Origin of the sequence: Halomicrococcus gelatinilyticus (assembly GCA_024227995.1) — an archaeon.
Classification (GTDB): domain Archaea; phylum Halobacteriota; class Halobacteria; order Halobacteriales; family Haladaptataceae; genus Halomicrococcus; species Halomicrococcus gelatinilyticus.
The window spans coordinates 26,285-42,310 of the sequence record CP100468.1 but is presented as its reverse complement, the minus strand read 5'-3'; the positions used below and the strand labels follow the sequence as shown (position 1 = coordinate 42,310).

General features: G+C 69.3%; 18 protein-coding genes. 7 read left to right on the top strand and 11 right to left on the bottom strand.

The genetic code is table 11. The features are described 5' to 3' along the window. Nucleotides 1-787 precede the first annotated feature (787 nt). From NKT36_RS19065 to NKT36_RS19055, 3 genes are all read left to right on the top strand, one after another. Nucleotides 788-2,227: a M61 metallopeptidase family protein gene (locus NKT36_RS19065; protein ID WP_327054150.1), complete on the top strand. Its 1,440-nt coding sequence runs from the start codon at nt 788-790 to the stop codon at nt 2,225-2,227. A gap of 147 nt (nt 2,228-2,374) precedes the next feature. Continuing rightward, nucleotides 2,375-2,755 carry a helix-turn-helix transcriptional regulator gene (locus tag NKT36_RS19060; RefSeq protein ID WP_327054216.1) on the top strand — a complete coding sequence of 127 codons (381 nt, stop codon included), beginning with the start codon at nt 2,375-2,377 and terminating at the stop codon, nt 2,753-2,755. Continuing rightward, nucleotides 2,752-3,480, top strand: a complete 729-nt coding sequence (locus NKT36_RS19055; protein WP_327054215.1) for a DICT sensory domain-containing protein — start codon at nt 2,752-2,754, stop codon at nt 3,478-3,480. Before NKT36_RS19060 ends, NKT36_RS19055 begins: the two co-directional genes overlap by 4 nt. A 66-nt stretch (nt 3,481-3,546) precedes the next feature. Here the strand turns inward: NKT36_RS19055 and NKT36_RS19050 are convergent, their stop codons facing one another. After that, a complete protein-coding gene (locus tag NKT36_RS19050; RefSeq protein WP_327054214.1) occupies nt 3,547-3,717 on the bottom strand; it encodes a hypothetical protein in 171 nt (56 codons plus the stop codon). A gap of 39 nt (nt 3,718-3,756) precedes the next feature. After that, nucleotides 3,757-5,484, bottom strand: a complete 1,728-nt coding sequence (locus tag NKT36_RS19045; RefSeq protein WP_327054213.1) for an NAD+ synthase — start codon at nt 5,482-5,484, stop codon at nt 3,757-3,759. Between the two features lie 173 nt (nt 5,485-5,657). Here NKT36_RS19045 and NKT36_RS19040 point away from each other — a divergent pair, with 173 nt between their 5' ends. The 4 genes from NKT36_RS19040 to glmU all read left to right on the top strand — a co-directional run bounded on the left by NKT36_RS19040 (nt 5,658) and on the right by glmU (nt 8,715). Continuing rightward, complete coding sequence (locus NKT36_RS19040; protein WP_327054212.1) at nt 5,658-6,428, top strand: SDR family oxidoreductase; 771 nt, start codon at nt 5,658-5,660, stop codon at nt 6,426-6,428. Between the two features lie 167 nt (nt 6,429-6,595). Further along, nucleotides 6,596-6,955, top strand: a complete 360-nt coding sequence (locus tag NKT36_RS19035; RefSeq protein ID WP_327054211.1) for a hypothetical protein — start codon at nt 6,596-6,598, stop codon at nt 6,953-6,955. Nucleotides 6,956-7,020: 65 nt separating this feature from the next. Then, entirely contained in the window at nt 7,021-7,413 is a 393-nt protein-coding gene (locus NKT36_RS19030; protein ID WP_327054210.1) for a hypothetical protein, read from the top strand. A 120-nt stretch (nt 7,414-7,533) separates the two neighbouring features. Beyond that, nucleotides 7,534-8,715 carry a bifunctional sugar-1-phosphate nucleotidylyltransferase/acetyltransferase gene (gene glmU, locus NKT36_RS19025; RefSeq protein ID WP_327054209.1) on the top strand — a complete coding sequence of 394 codons (1,182 nt, stop codon included), beginning with the start codon at nt 7,534-7,536 and terminating at the stop codon, nt 8,713-8,715. Between the two features lie 54 nt (nt 8,716-8,769). Here the strand turns inward: glmU and NKT36_RS19020 are convergent, their stop codons facing one another. The 9 genes from NKT36_RS19020 to NKT36_RS18980 all read right to left on the bottom strand — a co-directional run bounded on the left by NKT36_RS19020 (nt 8,770) and on the right by NKT36_RS18980 (nt 15,827). After that, nucleotides 8,770-8,991, bottom strand: a complete 222-nt coding sequence (locus NKT36_RS19020) for a DUF7563 family protein (protein ID WP_327054208.1) — start codon at nt 8,989-8,991, stop codon at nt 8,770-8,772. A gap of 140 nt (nt 8,992-9,131) precedes the next feature. Then, entirely contained in the window at nt 9,132-10,424 is a 1,293-nt protein-coding gene (locus NKT36_RS19015; protein WP_327054207.1) for a helix-turn-helix transcriptional regulator, read from the bottom strand. Between the two features lie 137 nt (nt 10,425-10,561). Then, on the bottom strand, nt 10,562-11,146 hold the full coding sequence (locus NKT36_RS19010) for a DUF7344 domain-containing protein (RefSeq protein WP_327054206.1): 585 nt from the start codon (nt 11,144-11,146) through the stop codon (nt 10,562-10,564). 244 nt (nt 11,147-11,390) lie between these two features. Next, nucleotides 11,391-11,561: a hypothetical protein gene (locus NKT36_RS19005; RefSeq protein WP_327054205.1), complete on the bottom strand. Its 171-nt coding sequence runs from the start codon at nt 11,559-11,561 to the stop codon at nt 11,391-11,393. Between the two features lie 4 nt (nt 11,562-11,565). Next, nucleotides 11,566-12,477, bottom strand: a complete 912-nt coding sequence (locus tag NKT36_RS19000; protein WP_327054204.1) for a glycosyltransferase family 2 protein — start codon at nt 12,475-12,477, stop codon at nt 11,566-11,568. Nucleotides 12,478-12,554: 77 nt separating this feature from the next. Then, nucleotides 12,555-13,295, bottom strand: coding sequence for a DUF7519 family protein (locus NKT36_RS18995; RefSeq protein ID WP_327054203.1), 741 nt, complete (start codon nt 13,293-13,295; stop codon nt 12,555-12,557). Then, complete coding sequence (locus tag NKT36_RS18990; protein WP_327054202.1) at nt 13,292-14,542, bottom strand: DUF58 domain-containing protein; 1,251 nt, start codon at nt 14,540-14,542, stop codon at nt 13,292-13,294. Before NKT36_RS18990 ends, NKT36_RS18995 begins: the two co-directional genes overlap by 4 nt. Then, nucleotides 14,539-15,129 (bottom strand): DUF7269 family protein, encoded by a 591-nt coding sequence (locus NKT36_RS18985; RefSeq protein WP_327054201.1) that lies wholly within the window; start codon nt 15,127-15,129, stop codon nt 14,539-14,541. Before NKT36_RS18985 ends, NKT36_RS18990 begins: the two co-directional genes overlap by 4 nt. Next, the gene (locus tag NKT36_RS18980) at nt 15,126-15,827 is read right to left on the bottom strand and encodes a DUF4129 domain-containing protein (protein WP_327054200.1); all 702 of its coding nucleotides are present in this window, start codon (nt 15,825-15,827) and stop codon (nt 15,126-15,128) included. Before NKT36_RS18980 ends, NKT36_RS18985 begins: the two co-directional genes overlap by 4 nt. Between the last annotated feature and the right edge of the window lie 199 nt (nt 15,828-16,026).

Genomic DNA, 16,026 nt, shown 5'->3' with positions numbered 1-16,026 from the left:
TTCGTTCTCACGGTGTAACACCATTCGAGGGTCGCCACCTGCTGGATGGCGTTCCTTCACAGGAGCCGGTAGCATGGGTTCTTCACTCCAATTAGCAAATTACATATTAAATTTTACATAATATGGTGGATATGTCTGACGTGATCTCGTGGAGAACGGTCATCGGTTCGACCACCCTCGCGCTGCTCGGTATCGTCTTTAACACCACTCGAGTAACCCTGACCGGTACTGAGCTGGGAATCTGGGTTGTGATCAGTGTCTTGAGCGCATTTCTCTTGGTACACGGACTCCAGTACGCGCGCGTGAAATATACTCGATAACGGCTCTACATCTCGCACACGGTTTCTGACTGAACTCTGGTAGTTTGTTCAGGTGCTGCTGAACACAGGGCGTGCCTCGTCCACGACCACAGTCCCAACTCGGTCAATACAGCGGTGAGTTTGACGGTGAAGAATGTTATCACCGAAACGAGTCTCGGTAGGGTACCTGGCTCGGGACGTTGTTCAAAGGGAAGAACGGCGATAGCGGCGATAGTAAGTGAGATAAAGAGGTTCAATAGGTACAGCATCGTGGGCTGACGTGGAAAGGGGTTGTTCCTCGAAGACGAGAAGAAAGTCAGGGACGATACCCCGGAGTAGCCGCCGTGGTTCGTGAAGTGGTGTGGCGGATTCACGCCCGCCCTGAAGAACGGGACTCTCTCCCTGATTCAGGTAGTCGCCCGCGACAGCTGCCCTGAAACGTGACAGGCGACGTATAACGAAGTCTCCGACCGCCGTCGGCCGGTCCGATGGCAGACGTCGGGAGCCAGTCCGCCCGGGTGACCGCACCGCTGCTCGCACTCCTGCTCGTGACCGCAGCGGTCGCACCGCTCGCCGCGCCGGTAGCCGCGCAGTCCGGGACGGCGGGGTCGCCGCCGAGCGTGGACGTCACCGTCGAGCGCGGCGACGACCCCGCGACCGTCCGCCTCCGGCTCACCTTCGATGCACCGTCGAACGCCCGCGCGTTCTGGGTGCTCGACCACGGCGGGACGGTCGCAGCGAGCGAGGGGTTCGTCGCCGGCGAGACGAAGGACGGCGACTCCGGGTACCGCTGGGACCGCGAGACGGAGTCGCCGTCGCTGACCGTCGTCACCTCCGTCGACGAGACGAGCGGCGGCGACACGTTCGAGGGGAAGGAGTTCGCCGCCACGGAGGCGTGGACGCTCGCGCCGACGCCGACGCTCACGGTGGCCTGGCTCCCGTCGAGCGACGGGGAGTGGCGATACCGCCAGCCGTTCGCCGAATCGTACCCACACCAGGCGTCGTTCGCGGAGGACGGCGTGCTCGGCCAGTCGTTCCTCTACGTCGGCCAGTACGAGGAGTACACCCGGCGGGCGAACGGCAGTCGGTTCCGCGTCGTCGTCGCGTCGAACGCCACCCCCACGACGCCGCCGGAGACGGCGCTCGACGCGCTCGTGGCGGCCGACCGGAACCTGTCTGGCGAGTCGCCCGACTCGGTGCTGGCGTTCGTCCTCCCCGACCCCATCCGACGCGGCGGGTTCTCGTCGGCGCGGACCGACGAGTTCTGGGTCCACGAGGACGCCGCGCTGTCGACGCCGTCGAACCTCTGGGTCCACGAGTACCTCCACACCCGCCAGTCGTTCTCCCTCGGGACGCGGATGCGGTGGTTCCGCGAGGCCAGCGCCGGCTACTTCGCCGCGCGGTCGTCCCTGCGGCACGACCGCATCGAACGCGCCACGGTCGCGCGAGCGTTCACGGGCAAGACGTTCGGTAACGCGACGCTCTCGAAGCCCGCGACCTGGAGCAGCCCGGAGGTGCCGTACTACCGGGGGCCGCTCGTGCTGTGGGCACTGGACCGCGAGATACGCGACGCGACCGGCGGCGAGCGCGACCTGGGCGACGTGTTCGACCGGATGAACGCCCACGAAGGTAACGTCACCTACGCCGACTTCCAGCACGTCGTCGCCGACGTGGCCGGGCAGTCGATGGACGGCTGGCTCGACCGCTACGTCACGACGAGCGAACGGCCGGACGTCGGCCAGGTCGGCGTCGACGAGCCCGGCGGTGACCTCGACGACCGCGACAGACCGGAGCTCCCGGGGCCGCGGGAGTACGTCGTCTCGTCGCTGAAGCTGTGGGGCGCGCTGGCGCTCGCCGGACTGGTCGTCGGCGTCGCACTCGGGGGGTACGTTTCCGGGATCGGACGCTGGTTGCGAGGCGAGGACTAGCCGGCTGTCGCGGGCGGCGTCCGGGAGCGCCCCGCGACGAACGACGGGTGATGTGGGACGTTAGCAAAACACTTACTGATGCCTGCGTCGACATCCACTGTCAGAGAGTGGATGGACCGGAACAGCTCAGGAGGAATCCCGGACGTATTGCTCGACACGTCCATCGACGGCCAGGTCTTCCGGGCGCTCGTCGACAGGACGCGCCGGTACACGCTCTATCTCCTTCTCGACCGACGGTCGATGTCGACGGACGAACTGGCGGACGTCCTCACGGGGTGGCTGCACGCGAACGGCTACGGGCTGGCGGACCCGGACGACCGCGAGCGACTCGAGACGGAGCTGTACCACGCCCACCTCCCGGCGCTCGTCGAGGCGGGTCTCGTGGAATGTGACGAGCAGTACACGGTCGTCGAACTCGCGTCGGTCGACGGTCCGGTGGTCGACCTGCTCGAATGGTCGCGGGCGTACGAGCGGCCACAGTCAGGCGGTCCGCGAACCACGGCCGACGAACGGGACGGGAAACCGTGAGCTCGACCCGGCCGTTCCTCAAGCGGAAGATCGACGACGTCGCCGCGCTGGAGCGGCAGTTCGTCGTGTACGCGGCCACGGCGGACGACGACCTCGCCGAACGGTTCGCGACGCGCAACGTCAGGGTCACCCACCGGCTGCTGCCGGACGTCGGCGACGAGGGGTTCGTCATCGTCCGCGACCGCGACGGGTTCCGGGCCGCCATCGGCGTCACGACGCTCCAGGAGCTGCTGACACCGCCCGTCCGACCGCTCGGGGAGTCGCCCGACGAGACGACCGCGTTCCAGCGGTTCCTCACCCTGCTGGACGACACCCTGTTCCGGTCCGCGAACCGACGACAGCTGCTCGCCACGTCGCGCGAGATCGAGGACCTGGCCTGGCGCAGGGCCAGCGGCCGGTTGCACGCCGGGTTCCAGTCGTTGACCGGCTTCCGCGACCAGCTCTCCGTCTACCGGCAGCTGGCGAACCACTCCGACCTCGACGTCCACGTCTACGGCCGCCCGGAGTGGTCGCCGCCCGACGTCGACGGGCTCGCCGTCCACGCCGAGTCGAACGACGAGATCGGCGACGTGTGGTTCGTCGCGTACGACGGCGACGAGGACGACGACGCCAAGTGCGCCCTGCTCGCCGAACAGCGCGAATCGACGGCGTACGACGGGTTCTGGACCTACGATTCGGCCACGGTCGACGAACTGTTCGCGTATCTCGAACGGAGCTACGGCTGACCCGCAGTCCTCCGGGGTCGGCGGGGTACTACCGGGTCGCCAGCTCCGCGTCGAGGCGTCGACGCGCTACCGTTCCGTCTTGACCTCGCGCACCTGCTCGCGGGGGAAGTACTGGTTCACCTCGCGGGTCTGTATCTCCACCCAGTCGGGGTACACGGCGACGTGAACGTTGGTTATCGTGGTCCCGTCTTCGAGGGTGACGTTGGAGTTCGGCGCGTTGACGATCTTCTCTGCCATGTCCCTCCTTCGCGGACCATCGTATAAAACGCGCCGTCGTCACTCCTCCCGCGACCGGTTCGGCGGGCCGTCCGGGAGCACGCCGTCGTAGTCGGCCGCCAGCGGATAGCGCCAGCCGACGCCGAACGCCTTCGGCGACACCTTCAGCACCGGCGGGGCCTGCCAGCGCTTGTGCTCCGACCGGTGGAGCAGCCCGAGCACCTCCCGTACCGTCTCCCGATCGTGGCCCACCGCGACGAGGTCGTCGGCGGTCATCCCCTCGTCGACGTAGCCGGCGAGCACGGCGTCGAGCGCCGCGTAGGGGGGAAGGTCGTCCTCGTCCGTCTGGTCGGGTCGGAGTTCGGCCGACGGCGGTTTCCGGACGACTGACTCCGGGATCGTCTCCGTCTCCCGGTTCGCGTGCTCGGCGAGTTCGTAGACGTCCGTCTTGGGAACGTCCGCGAGCGGCGCGAGTGCGCCGACCATGTCCCCGTACAGCGTCGTGTAGCCGACGGCGAGTTCGCTGCGGTTGCCCGTCGCGAGCACGAGTCGCGACTCCTCGTTGGCGACGGCCATCAGCGTCGTTCCGCGGACGCGCGCCTGGACGTTCTCCTCGGTGACGCCGAACTCCTCGTCGAGCACGGACGCGAGCTGGGACTCGAACGCCTCGAAGGTCTCCTCGATGGGGACGTCGCGGTACTCGATACCGAGGTTCTCGGCCACGGCTCGCGCGTCGGCCTCGCTCTCGGCGCTCGTGTACCGCGTCGGCATACCCAGCGCGAGGACGTGCTCCGCCCCGAGCGCGTCGGCGGCGACTGCGGCGGTGACTGCGGAGTCGATCCCCCCTGACAGGCCGAGAGCGACGTCCTCGAACCCGGACTTGTGCACGTAGTCGCGGAGACCGAGCGCGATGGCGTCCCACGCCTCCCCCGCGTCGTCGTCCGGTTCCGGAGCCAGCGCCTCGTCGCGATCCGTCGCTGCGGCCGCCACCGTCCCGGCGTCGAGCGGAACCTCACAGACCGCGAAGTCCTCCTCGAACGCGGCGAGGCGGCACGCCAGGCTACCGTCCGGGGCGACGACGAACGAGCGCCCGTCGAAGACGAGTTCGTCGTTGCCGCCGACCTGGTTGACGAAGACAAGCCACCGCCCGTGGTCCGTGGCGTGGTCGGCGAACAGTCGCTCGCGGAACGCCGGCTTCCCGACGGCGAAGGGGCTCGCCGAGCAGTTGACGAGCAGGTCCGCGCCGGCGGCGACGAGGTCCTCGATGGGGTCGTCCTCGTACAGCGGGCGCTCCCACACGTCCGGCTCGTTCCAGGCGTCCTCGCAGATGCTCACGCCGACGTCGACCGGTTCGTCGCCGTCGAGCGAGTGGACCGGCTGGCCGTCGGCCGCCTCGAAGTACCGGTCCTCGTCGAAGACGTCGTAGGTCGGGAGGAGTCGCTTCGCCGTCGTCCCGACCACGCTCCCGCCGCGACAGACGGCGGCGGCGTTCCGGACCGCCTTGCCCGTCTCCCCGGGTGACCGGGCTGCGAACCCGACGACGGCCGTCAGGTCGTCGCCCGTGCGCGCGGCGATGCGGTCGAGCGCCGCGCGCTGGTCGGCGACGAAGGTCTCGCGTTCGAGCAGGTCGCCCGGCGGATACCCGGTCACCGAGAGCTCCGAGCAGACGACGAGGTCCGCGTCCGCGTCGCGTGCGCGGTCGACGGCGCGCGCTATCTTCGCGGCGTTGCCGTCGACGTCGCCGACGGTGTAGTTCGACTGGGCGAGTGCGACGCGGAGCGGTGTCATGGTGATGGAACTCTCGTGTGGACGTAGGACGCCCGGGCGCAAAATCTCCGCGCCGACCGAGACGGGTTTCCGGACGCCGTCGGTGCTGCATCCGTGGTCGGTCGCGCCGGGGGCCGTCCCACGGTGCTGGAACGAGCACGCTCCTTTATCAGTTCACTCGTCCAACGTGTGGTATGGCTGAACTGCTCGAGGACACGGTGGCGGTCGTTACGGGCGCTGCGAGTGGCATCGGACGAGCTATCGCACTGACGTTCGCCGAAGAAGGCGCCGACGTGGTCGTCGCCGACCTCCGGGAGGAACCACGGGAAGACGGGGAACCGACCCACGAACTCGTCGAGCGCGAGACCGACCGGGAAGCGCGGTTCGTCGAGTGCGACGTGTCGAACACGGACGATCTCGAATCCGCGGTCGCGGCCGCCGACGAACTCGGCGGCGTCGACGTGATGGTCAACAACGCCGGCATCTTCCGCAGCCACGAGTTCCTCGACGTGACCGAGGCGCAGTACGACCAGCTGATGGACGTCAACGTCAAGGGCTCCTTCTTCGGCGCACAGGCCGCCGCGAAGCGCATGGTCGAGGACGACGGCGGCGTCATCATCAACATGTCCAGCGTCGCCGGCCTCTCCGGGTCCGCGACGTTCGCCACCTACTGCGCCTCGAAGGGTGCCGTCAGGCTGCTGACGTACGCGCTCGCCGACGAACTCGGGCCGGAGGGCGTCCGGGTCAACGCCATCCATCCGGGACTGGTCGAGACGGCGATGACCACCGACGACGTCCCCATCCTCGGAACCGAGACCGAAGAGGGGTACCGCCAGACCATCCCGTCGCGACGGTTCGCCGACCCCGAGGACGTCGCCGACGCCGCGCTCTACCTGGCGAGTGACATGGCCGACTACGTGAACGGCGAATCGCTGGTCGTCGACGGTGGCATGACGAACACCTGAACGACGTCGGGGGCTACACCCTGAAACTGTTCGTCGATACGATAACTATCCGGCCCCGACAAAAAAGCCATTATGGGGGCTCTAAACCGGTTTGCAACGGTATGCAACAGTTCAGGACAGGGTCGAGGGTTTATTATTACACGGAGTGAGGCTCGAATCGAGAACTGATGAGCCAAACTGACGGCCCTGTTACGTGGGGAAGCACCCACGAGTTCGAGGCCTCGCTCGAGGCGTTGCTGACCGCGGCCGACGACGAGACGACGGTCGACCGCGCGTGGACCTGCCGGTACGACGACCGCCCGGACCTGATGGTCGAGATAACCCGACTCGCCGGCGAGTCGGACGGGACGAACGACGACTGCGGGCCCGAACTCGACGAGGGCGCGTTCGAACCTGCCCTCCGCGCGCTCCTCAGGCAGGCCCACAGCGTGGGCGTCACCTTCGACCGGTCGTGGACGATCTGCGGCGCGGCCGACCACGACCTGATGGTCGAGGTGACGCGACTGGCCCCGTCGACCTCCTCGTAGCGGTTTAAAGCATGGGCGTTCGAAGCCCAACTACTATCCTCGTCACGTCGTGATTGACGTAGTAGATGACCAACGACTGCCCCGGCGTCGAGACGGACGGCGAACGGCGCGTCGTCCGGGAGTCGGAGGGCTACCACGACGCGATCCCGTCTCGCGTCGGCAGGTTCGCCCTGCAGCGGAACGTGTACGCCGCCGTCGAGTGGCGCGACGGCGAGAGGTCCGTCGTCTGCCGTCGGGTCGAGAACCGGTGGCAGGCGCTGGTGGTCGCCGACGGGCGGACGCGGACGCTGCTGGCGGGGCTCGGGTCGAAGAACCACGCGCTGTGGCTGGCCCGCGAGTACATGGAGTTCGGCCGGACGTACGACGACCCGAGCGTGTGGGCCGACCTGCCGCCCCGCGAGCGGTCGAACCCGTTCCGCGACCTGCTCCAGGACGACCGCGAGGCGTCCCGACGCTGACGCCGTCGTCCGGCCAGTTCGTCGTCCACGCCGTTCGCTGCGCCTGCTACGGTTAATCCGTCCCGACGTCGTTCGTTAGCCCCTGAATAATAATACGCGCCCTGCCGGAACCCTAGACGCATGCAAGCGATCGTTCTCGCTGCGGGCGAGGGGACACGGATGCGCCCGCTCTCCGCGTCGCACCCCAAACCCATGTTGCCGGTCGCCGAGGAACCGCTGGCCGCCCACACCGCCCGCGCTGCCGTCGAGGCCGGCGCGGACGAACTCGTCTTCGTCGTCGGGTACGAGGCCGACACCGTCAGGGACCACTTCGGTCGCGAGTACGGCGGCATCCCGGTCGAGTACGCCGTCCAGGAGCGCCAGCGCGGCACGGCCGACGCGGTGCGCGCTGCACGGGAGTACATCGACGGACCGTTCGCCGTGTTGAACGGGGACAACGTCTACGACGCCGACGCCGTCGCCCGCCTGTTCGACGCCGCTCCGGCCGTCGGCTCCTACCGGGTCGACGACCCGTCGAACTACGGCGTGCTCTCGACGGACGGCGAGCGCGTGACCGGCATCGTGGAGAAGCCGGACGACCCCCAGACCGACCTCGCCAACACCGGCGCGTACGTCTTCCCCGAACGCGCTAGCGAGTGGCTCGACGTGTCCGAGAGCGAGCGCGGGGAGTACGAGATCACGGACGTCGTGGAACGCGTCGTCGCTGAGTTCGACGTGACGTCCGTCGAACTCGACCGCTGGCTCGACGTGGGCCGGCCGTGGGAACTGCTCGCGGCGAACGAGTGGAAGCTCGCGGAGCTCGACCGCAACCTCCGCGGCGACGTGAGCGACGACGCGACCATCGACGGCGACGTGGTCGTCGAGGCGGGCGCGACCGTCGAACCCGGCGTCGTCATCGAGGGGCCGGCGCTCGTCCGGTCGGGAGCGACCGTCGGACCGAACGCCTACGTTCGCGGTGCGACGCTCGTCGGCGAGAACGCGAAGGTCGGACACAGCGTCGAGGTGAAAAACAGCGTCCTCTCGGCCGGCGCGACGGTCGGCCACCTCTCGTACGTCGGCGACAGCGTCCTCGGCCGCGACGTGAACTTTGGCGCGGGGACGAACGTCGCCAACCTTCGACACGACGGCGAGGACGTCGAACACACGGTGAAAGGCGAGCGCGTCTCGACCGGACGACGGAAGTTCGGCGTCGTCGTCGGCGACGCCGCGAAGACGGGGATCGACACCAGTCTCTACCCTGGCGTCACCCTCTCGGCGGGAGCGACGACGCTCCCCGGCGAGACCGTATCGCGCGACAGGTGACGCCGCCGCTGGTCGCTCGTTCTCGGTGAAGGACGAAAGGACTGCGGTCGGCCGTCACCGCCGCAGGTCCTGGCGGGCGCGCTCGGCCGCTTCCGGATGGTTCGCACTGCCCTTCTTGATCTCGGTCGCGGTCATGCACTCGAAGCAGCCGTACACCTCGTTCCGGTTGTTGCCGAACACGCGAGCGAACTGGGGGGTGACGAACCCGTCGCAGTTTCGGCACCGCGTGTCGGCCACGGTTCCGTCGTCGGTCTCGCGCTCGGCGGACGTGTTCATCGCCATCGTACTCCGGCCTTCTGTGGGGACCCCTATTATTATCCAGCAGTTAAACGTCTGAAACTCTATGAAACGGTGTTATCGAATCGCCCCGATCCGACGGACGAACCGACGCCGTAGGTCGGTTATCGAATCTCGGATTACCGAGGAGAATCGTCGCCCGGATCGACGCCCGACGGCTTCGCGCCGTCGAGGTAGACGATGTTGCCGCGGCCGACGCGGAGTCGGTTGAGTTCGTCGCGCTCCTCCATCCGCGAGAGCAGGCGACTCACCTTCGACTTCGACCAGCCCGTCTCGTCGACGATGTCGGCCTGTTTCATCCGTCCGCCGTTCTTGGACAGCAGGTGCTTGACCTGTCCCTCGTCGGTCAGGGGTTCGTCGCGCGCGGCGTCTGCTGCAGACGTCGGTCCGGAAACGCCGGTTCCGTCGCCGTCCGCCTCGCCGGCACCCTGTGCCGTCCCGGTAGCCTCGTCGGTCGACGTTTCGGTGGTCTCCGACGAACGGAGCGCCGCCCCGAGACCGTCCTGACCCCAGCCGGCGTGCCACAGCAGCGCCGTCGCCCCGAGGACCCCCACGCCGAGGAGGAAGAACAGGGCGAACTGGTCGTTGGAGTCAGGCGTGACCGGGTCCGTCAGCGAGTCGGTCCCCGTTTCGCCCGTCGATTCGGGGCTGGACGGGTCCAGTGGATCCGAACCCAGCTCCCGGACCTCCTTCCAGTCGGAGATACCGTCGCCGTCGGTGTCGCTGTCGGTCGGGTCGGTCCCGTACTGCACCTCGGCTCCGTCGGGCAACCCGTCGTTGTCGGTGTCGGCGTTCGTCGGCGACGAGTCCATGTAGTTGACCTCGCGGCCGTCCTCGAGTCCGTCGTTGTCGATGTCCGGATCGTCGAACGCGTCCTTCGGCCATCCGGGTTTCTCGCTCAAGTTGACCTCCTTCTCGTTGGTCAGTCCGTCGTCGTCCAGGTCCCCGTCCTTCGACATGACGTACTGGGTGACGGTCCGGTTGGCCAGCGGCGTCTCGTCGTTCCCGAAGGTCGGGACGACCTCGAAGTAGAGCGAGCGCTCACCCGTGGCGCTCGCGTTGCCGACGTCCAGCAGGGCCGTGGTCGTCGTCCCGTTGCCGATATCCTTGCTCTGGCAGTCGAACTCGTTCGACGCCGACTCGTCCGGGTAGACGCAGACGGAGTACTTGTCCTCCGGTGCGTCGACCCTGAACGTGACGTTCGCAGCGTACGACTCCGTCTGCCAGAGGTACGTCGTCCCGTTCGACGACGCGACGACGGCCTCGCCCGTATCGTTGACCGCGACGATGTGCGCGACGGCCTCGCCGTCGGCTCTCGCCGGCGTGACGACGGCGGCACTCGCGAGCACCAGGACGACCGCGAACACCACGTACAGCGACCAGTTGTCGCGGTTCCTGGAACCTGGTTCCATTTTTTCGAGTTACTGTCGCCTGATACACACTCCTATCATATAGTTCTGTGTCAGACGAAAATACCTCAATTAGTCGTAACGTATTTAAAATACATACCTGCGGGTACGTATCAGAGGATGCTCCTGTCAGCCACCGGCTACTGGAGTGCGACCTGGGCGGTCGCGATGACGGCGTAGACGGCGACGACGAGCGCGCCGAGCACCTGGCCGGGGAGGGAGGCGACGAACGGCGCGCCGAGCCACGCTGCGGCGAGCAGGCTCGCGCTGGCCGCCGTGGTGCGGCGGTAGTACTGGATCCATCGGCTGGCGTCGGCGTCGCCGTCGGAGACGACGTCCGAACCGGCGTCGGCGTCGGCTTCGAGGTAGGGGTCGAACTGTTCGGCCAGCGGGCCACGCTCGACGACGCCGCGGCTCTGGTCGTACTCGATGACGCCTTCCTTGTCGAGCTTCGGCAGGTGAGACTGGTAGAGGGCGATGTAGACGCGCTGGCGCTCGTCGGACGCGAGCGCCGCGACGGTCGTGTCGTTCTCCCAGGCGGCGACCTGTTCGGCCAGCGTGCGCATCTCGACCGGCCCCTCGTTGTCCTTCAGGTAGCGAAGCGCGTCGCGGCGGCGCTGCGTCTGGAGGACGTGGAAGATCTTGTCCTGCGAGAGTTCCGTCGGCGTTTCGTCGGTCGGCAGCTCGGGTCCATCTTCGGTGAGGGTCGGCGTCGTGACGCTCATGAGTTCTCGTCGAAGTCCAGAAGTGCCGGTAGCATAAACCGGGGCGACGCTCGCGGGGTGTTGCGGTCAGTTGCAGGCCGACGCGGCAGTGTTGTCCGTCGTTTCGGACCGTTTCACCCCGACTACTGCTTGCGGTTATCGCCAAAGATGTATCTCTAAGTTCATCTCGAATCGGTCCGTCCGACGGCCGGTCTGCGGCGGGTCGTCGCCCGTCCGACCGCGCTCGCGACCCGGCGCGCGGTGCCTACCGCGCGGCGAAGGAGTGGACCAGGGTGAGCGCGGTGAACGCCCCGATGACCACGCCGGTCGAGGTGGCCGGCGACAGCGCAGCGAGCGGACCGACGTTCAGCACCGAACAGCCGAACAGCAGCGTCGCCCCCAGCGAGAGTCCCAGGTAGTAGCGTTCGTACTGCACGGCTCTAGATGTGGTGGCGGACGCCGGCGTAGAGGTTCAGCAGGAGACCGGGGTACTGGCGCGGCGTCGGCGGTCGCGCCGAGCGCAGGTACCGGAGTCCCGTCCTGAGTCGGCCCTCGTCGAGGTAGTGGCGCGCCAGGATGTAGTGGTGGGCGCCGGTCACGTCGACGCCCTGCCGTTCGAGGTGCTCGACCGTGTCGGCGAACGTGCGTCGGAAGTGCTCGTCGGCAGCGCGGACGTCGTCGGCCGGCGGATCGCCAGTCTCGTAGCGCAACAGCAGGGGTTCGTCGACGCAGGCGAGTTTCCCCTGGCGGAGCACGCGGATGAGGAACTCGGGGTCCTGGAAGCGGTCGAACGACTCGTCGAAGCCGTCGATGGCCTCGGCCACCTCGCGCTCGACGAGCAGCGTCGACCCGGCGCTGGTGTGGAGGTCGTCGCTCAGGACGGGACCGACGAGCTCCTTCCCGCCCTCCGCGCCCTCGGTCTCGTTGCGCCGGGAGACGAGTTCGGTCACCCACTTCACCAGCGGGTGCTGCCCGTCGGGGTGGACGGTCTCGGCCTCGCAGTAGGCGGCGACCCAGTCGTCGCCGCGTCGGTCGAGGGTCCGGACCTGCTTCTCGAGCTTCGTCGGCCGCCAGACGTCGTCGGAGTCGAGGAAGGCGACGTAGTCGCCCTCCGCGTGCTCGATGCCGGTGTTCCGGGCGGCGCTCGCGCCCTGGTTCTGCTCGTGCTGGACGAACCGGAGGCGGTCGTCGTCGTAGTCGTCGATCACCGCCGGCGTGTCGTCGGTCGAGGCGTCGTCGACGACGATGAGTTCCAGGTCGTCGAGGGTCTGCCCGAGGACGCTCTCGACGGTCCGCGGTAGCGCGTCCGCGCGGTTGTACGTCGGCACGATGACGCTCACTGTGGGGCCCATTTTTGCACACACCTCTGCCCCCGTAGGTCTTTATTATCGGGCCCCTAAGCGAATCGGCGTCCGTCCCCGTCGAGCGGCTACTCGTGGAGCGCGAGTGCGAAGAACAGGACCGCGACGAGGACGAGCGCGAGCGACGCCAGCGACAGCCCCGAGAGGCCGACGCCACTCGAGAGCCGCGCCGCCGTCACTCCGACCACGCCGACCGCCACGGTGCCGGCGACGTGGGCGACCTCGACTTCGGCCGTTCCGCTCCGCCGACCCAGGTGCTCGCCGACGGAGACGGCGTGCTCGCCGGCGTCCCACGCGACGACCGACGCCGTCGCGGCGACCAGCAACGGCCCGAGGGCGACCGACTGGAAGACGCCGGAGACGAGCACGGCGAAGAAGAGCAGGCCGGTGCCGGCCGTCACCAGTCCGCGCGACCCCGTCCCCTGGAACGGGACCAGCGCAGTGCCGAGCACGAGGACGCCGGTGACTGCCGGCACGTGCCGGAGGTAGCCGCTCGACTGCGAGACGGCGAGGGCGGTCAGGCCGAGTGCGCCGACGGCCACCAGGACGCCAGCGAGCGCGACCACCACACCCGGAAGTCGGCGGTCGCCGCGGTACAGCCGGGCGCCGACCGCGAGCACGCCGACGCCGACGGTGGCCACGCCGAGTGCGAGCGGCGACGCGCCGAGCCGCCAGGCGCCCGCTATCGCCGCGAGGAACGCGAGCGCGCTCGCCAGGCGGGTCGGCCGCCGGGCCGGAGCGACCGTCTCCAGTCGGGGGGACGACGCAGCGTCGTCCGTCCGTTCCGCGTCGTCGGTGGCGGTGCTCACGGCGACCCCACCTCCCGGGGACGCTCCATGAGCGCGGTGACGAGCGGCGTCGTCGACTCCCACTCGACGACCGGGACTCCGGCGGTCCGGAGCACAGTCAGGCGGTTCCGGCGTTCGACGGCGGCGAGGCGCTGACCGGAACTCGCCTCGCTCGTCACGTCCGGGCTGACGACGCTCACGTGGTGGCCGTGGGCGTCGAGGTTGCGGGCGGTCTCGACGATGGCGTCGTCGGTGAGCGGCGAGAGCAGCACGACCTGCGCGTCGTCGGGCAGGCGGCCGCGGAGGCGGTCGACCTGCGCGTCGTGGTCGGCCCCGTCGCGCGGCGGCGTCGACGCGAACGCGGGGTGGGTCGCGAGCAGGCGACGGGCGCGGGCGAGGTGGTCGCGCCCCGCGCCGGGGGAGAGCCAGCAGAACTCCCGGCCGATCGCGGCGACGCCGACGCGGTTGCGGTCGCGGTGGAGCGACGCCAGCAGTTGCTCGGCCGCCGAGACGCTGCGTGCGACCGCGTGCGGGTCGTCGCCGCCGGCGCGGTAGGCCTGCCGCCGCGCGTCCACCAGGAGGACGACGGTCGCGGCCTCGTCGGTGCGGTACTCGACGGTCGTCAGTTCGCCCGTCCGGGCGTACCGGTTCCAGTCGATGCGGCTCATCGGGTCGCCGGAGCGGTACTCGCGGGTGCGGTAGAACTCGATGCCGCTGTCGCCGCGGTCGGCGACGACGCGGCCGACCCCGTCGAGCGTCTGATCGCGCAGCGGACCGTCGGCCGCCGTCGTCGTGCAGTCGATGTCGGTGTCGTCGGCGAGTCGCGTCTCCACCTCGTGGGCGCCGCTGACGTCGCGGACGACGGCCGTCGCCGGTTCGAAGGGATGTCGACCGTGTTTCGCCACGACGCGGTAGGTGAAGCTGACCGACCGGCCAGGCCAGAGCACCATCCCACGTCGCGGCGATCCGTCGGTGACCGACAGCAGCGCCGGCACGCCGTCGACCACGCGCACGTCGGCGAGGAACCCGCCCTCGTTCGTCACGGTCACCGTGACCGTCACCTCGTCGCCGGGGCGCGGACTCGCGTCGCTCAGCCGGCGTTCGACGTCGAGGTCCGGGTCGGGCGCGCCGGACACGCGCGGGTACGCCGCGAACGCGACGCCGAGCGCGGCCACGAGCAGGAGGTCGGGGCGGTCGGCGACGAGCGCGGTCGCCGCCGCCGCGAGCGCCAGCGCGACGACGCCGCGCCAGCGGTTGGTCGCCGTCATCGCCGCCCCCGCTCGGCGACGTGCTCCGCCGTGCGGCGGGCCTGGCGCTCGTGCCACGTCTCGCCCGTCAGCAGCGCCCCCACGCGCTCGCCGACGCCTGCGCGTGGCGGGTCGGCGACGTCTGCTCCGCCGCCGAGGTAGGCCGCCACGCCGGGGTCGTCGGTCCACTCGCCGGTCGCGACCCGCCGACGCGCGGCGTCGCGCGAGCAGTTGCGTTCGCGCATCACCGTCCCGATCGCGGCCGAGCGGAGACGGTCGCGGACTTCGCGGCGCTGCTCGCGACCGTACAGCGGCAGCCTGAGCCGCCACGACCCGACCGCCTCGTCGAACGTCGCACCCGCGGGCGGGACCGTCGCCGGCGTCTCGGGGGTCGGGACCGTGGCCTGCTCGACGTTGCTCGCACGCCCGCTGACGAGCGCGGGGAGCGCAGCGACCAGCCCCGCGGCCGCGATGGCGGCGACCAGCAGGTAGTCGTTGCCGAGCGCCCGGACCGCCGACCGCACCGGGAGCACGCTCGCGACGCCGCCGACCGCGACCAGGAGCGCCGTCGCACCGGTCAGACCGAGCAGGGTCCGCCGGCGATTCATCGCGCCACCTCGTCGACGTGTCGCCGGACGCGGTCGACCAGGTCGTCGGTGACCGACGCCCCGCCGTAGCGCACCGCCTCGAACGTCCGGGTCAGCGTCGCGACGGCGTCCTCGTCCGCGCCGGCCGCGACCGCGTCGTCGGCGCACTCCCCGGGCGTCTTCGTCCGCGCGTCGTCGACGCCGGTGCGCTCGACCATCGTCCACCACGCCCGCTCGACCTCGTTCGACGGGGAGGGGTCCGGCGGGGCGTCGGCCGGCGTGCTTCCGTCGTCGTCGCCGGCGAGCAGTCGGTCGCGCAACCGCGTGCCCACGACGAGGCCGACTGCGAACGCGAGTAGCGCGACCACGAACCGCAGTCGGTTCAGGAGCCACGCGATCAGACCGCGCAGGTCGCCGCCGAGCGACGGCAGCGTCTCGCTGTTCGACTCCTGCTGCTGTGCGTCGGCGCTCGACTGCGAGCGTCGCTGCTGGCCGGAGGAAGCCGGCGAGCCGCCGGCCGTCCGCTCGGTCGGCCCCGAGTTCGCCTGACGTTTCAGCTCGCCCGCCGCGTCCGGTTCGATGGGGAGCGACCGGTAGTCGACGTCGACGACCTCGTCCGGTTCGGTCGAGACCGACGAGTCGAGCGTCGACGCGGCGGTACCGAGCGCGAAGATGCAACACAGCGCGATGGCGGCTGTGAAGAGTCTGTCCGTGTTCATCGCCGTCCGCGACGAGTCGCGTCTCCCCCCATTGACACGGAAACGTTCGTCACCCGCAGGAGTTAATTATAAACCTCGTAAACGCGCCGTAGGCGCCACACTCCCGCCGTCAGGCGGTCTGTTCCGAATCGTACGGGACGACCTGTTCCGGTCGTCGAACGCGCGCCCGTCCCGGGCGCGGCGGTCGACCGCCGGGCGC

Bases quoted from the DNA above. Each gene is read 5' to 3' on its own strand.
- NKT36_RS18980 (WP_327054200.1), bottom strand. From the start codon at position 15,827: ATGAACACGGACAGACTCTTCACAGCCGCCATCGCGCTGTGTTGCATC.
- NKT36_RS18990 (WP_327054202.1), bottom strand. From the start codon at position 14,542: ATGACGGCGACCAACCGCTGGCGCGGCGTCGTCGCGCTGGCGCTCGCG.
- NKT36_RS19000 (WP_327054204.1), bottom strand. From the start codon at position 12,477: ATGGGCCCCACAGTGAGCGTCATCGTGCCGACGTACAACCGCGCGGAC.
- NKT36_RS18985 (WP_327054201.1), bottom strand. From the start codon at position 15,129: ATGAATCGCCGGCGGACCCTGCTCGGTCTGACCGGTGCGACGGCGCTC.
- NKT36_RS19035 (WP_327054211.1), top strand. From the start codon at position 6,596: ATGAGCCAAACTGACGGCCCTGTTACGTGGGGAAGCACCCACGAGTTC.
- NKT36_RS19020 (WP_327054208.1), bottom strand. From the start codon at position 8,991: ATGAACACGTCCGCCGAGCGCGAGACCGACGACGGAACCGTGGCCGAC.
- NKT36_RS19045 (WP_327054213.1), bottom strand. From the start codon at position 5,484: ATGACACCGCTCCGCGTCGCACTCGCCCAGTCGAACTACACCGTCGGC.
- NKT36_RS19065 (WP_327054150.1), top strand. From the start codon at position 788: ATGGCAGACGTCGGGAGCCAGTCCGCCCGGGTGACCGCACCGCTGCTC.
- NKT36_RS19015 (WP_327054207.1), bottom strand. From the start codon at position 10,424: ATGGAACCAGGTTCCAGGAACCGCGACAACTGGTCGCTGTACGTGGTG.
- NKT36_RS19050 (WP_327054214.1), bottom strand. From the start codon at position 3,717: ATGGCAGAGAAGATCGTCAACGCGCCGAACTCCAACGTCACCCTCGAA.
- glmU (WP_327054209.1), top strand. From the start codon at position 7,534: ATGCAAGCGATCGTTCTCGCTGCGGGCGAGGGGACACGGATGCGCCCG.
- NKT36_RS19010 (WP_327054206.1), bottom strand. From the start codon at position 11,146: ATGAGCGTCACGACGCCGACCCTCACCGAAGATGGACCCGAGCTGCCG.
- NKT36_RS19030 (WP_327054210.1), top strand. From the start codon at position 7,021: ATGACCAACGACTGCCCCGGCGTCGAGACGGACGGCGAACGGCGCGTC.
- NKT36_RS19040 (WP_327054212.1), top strand. From the start codon at position 5,658: ATGGCTGAACTGCTCGAGGACACGGTGGCGGTCGTTACGGGCGCTGCG.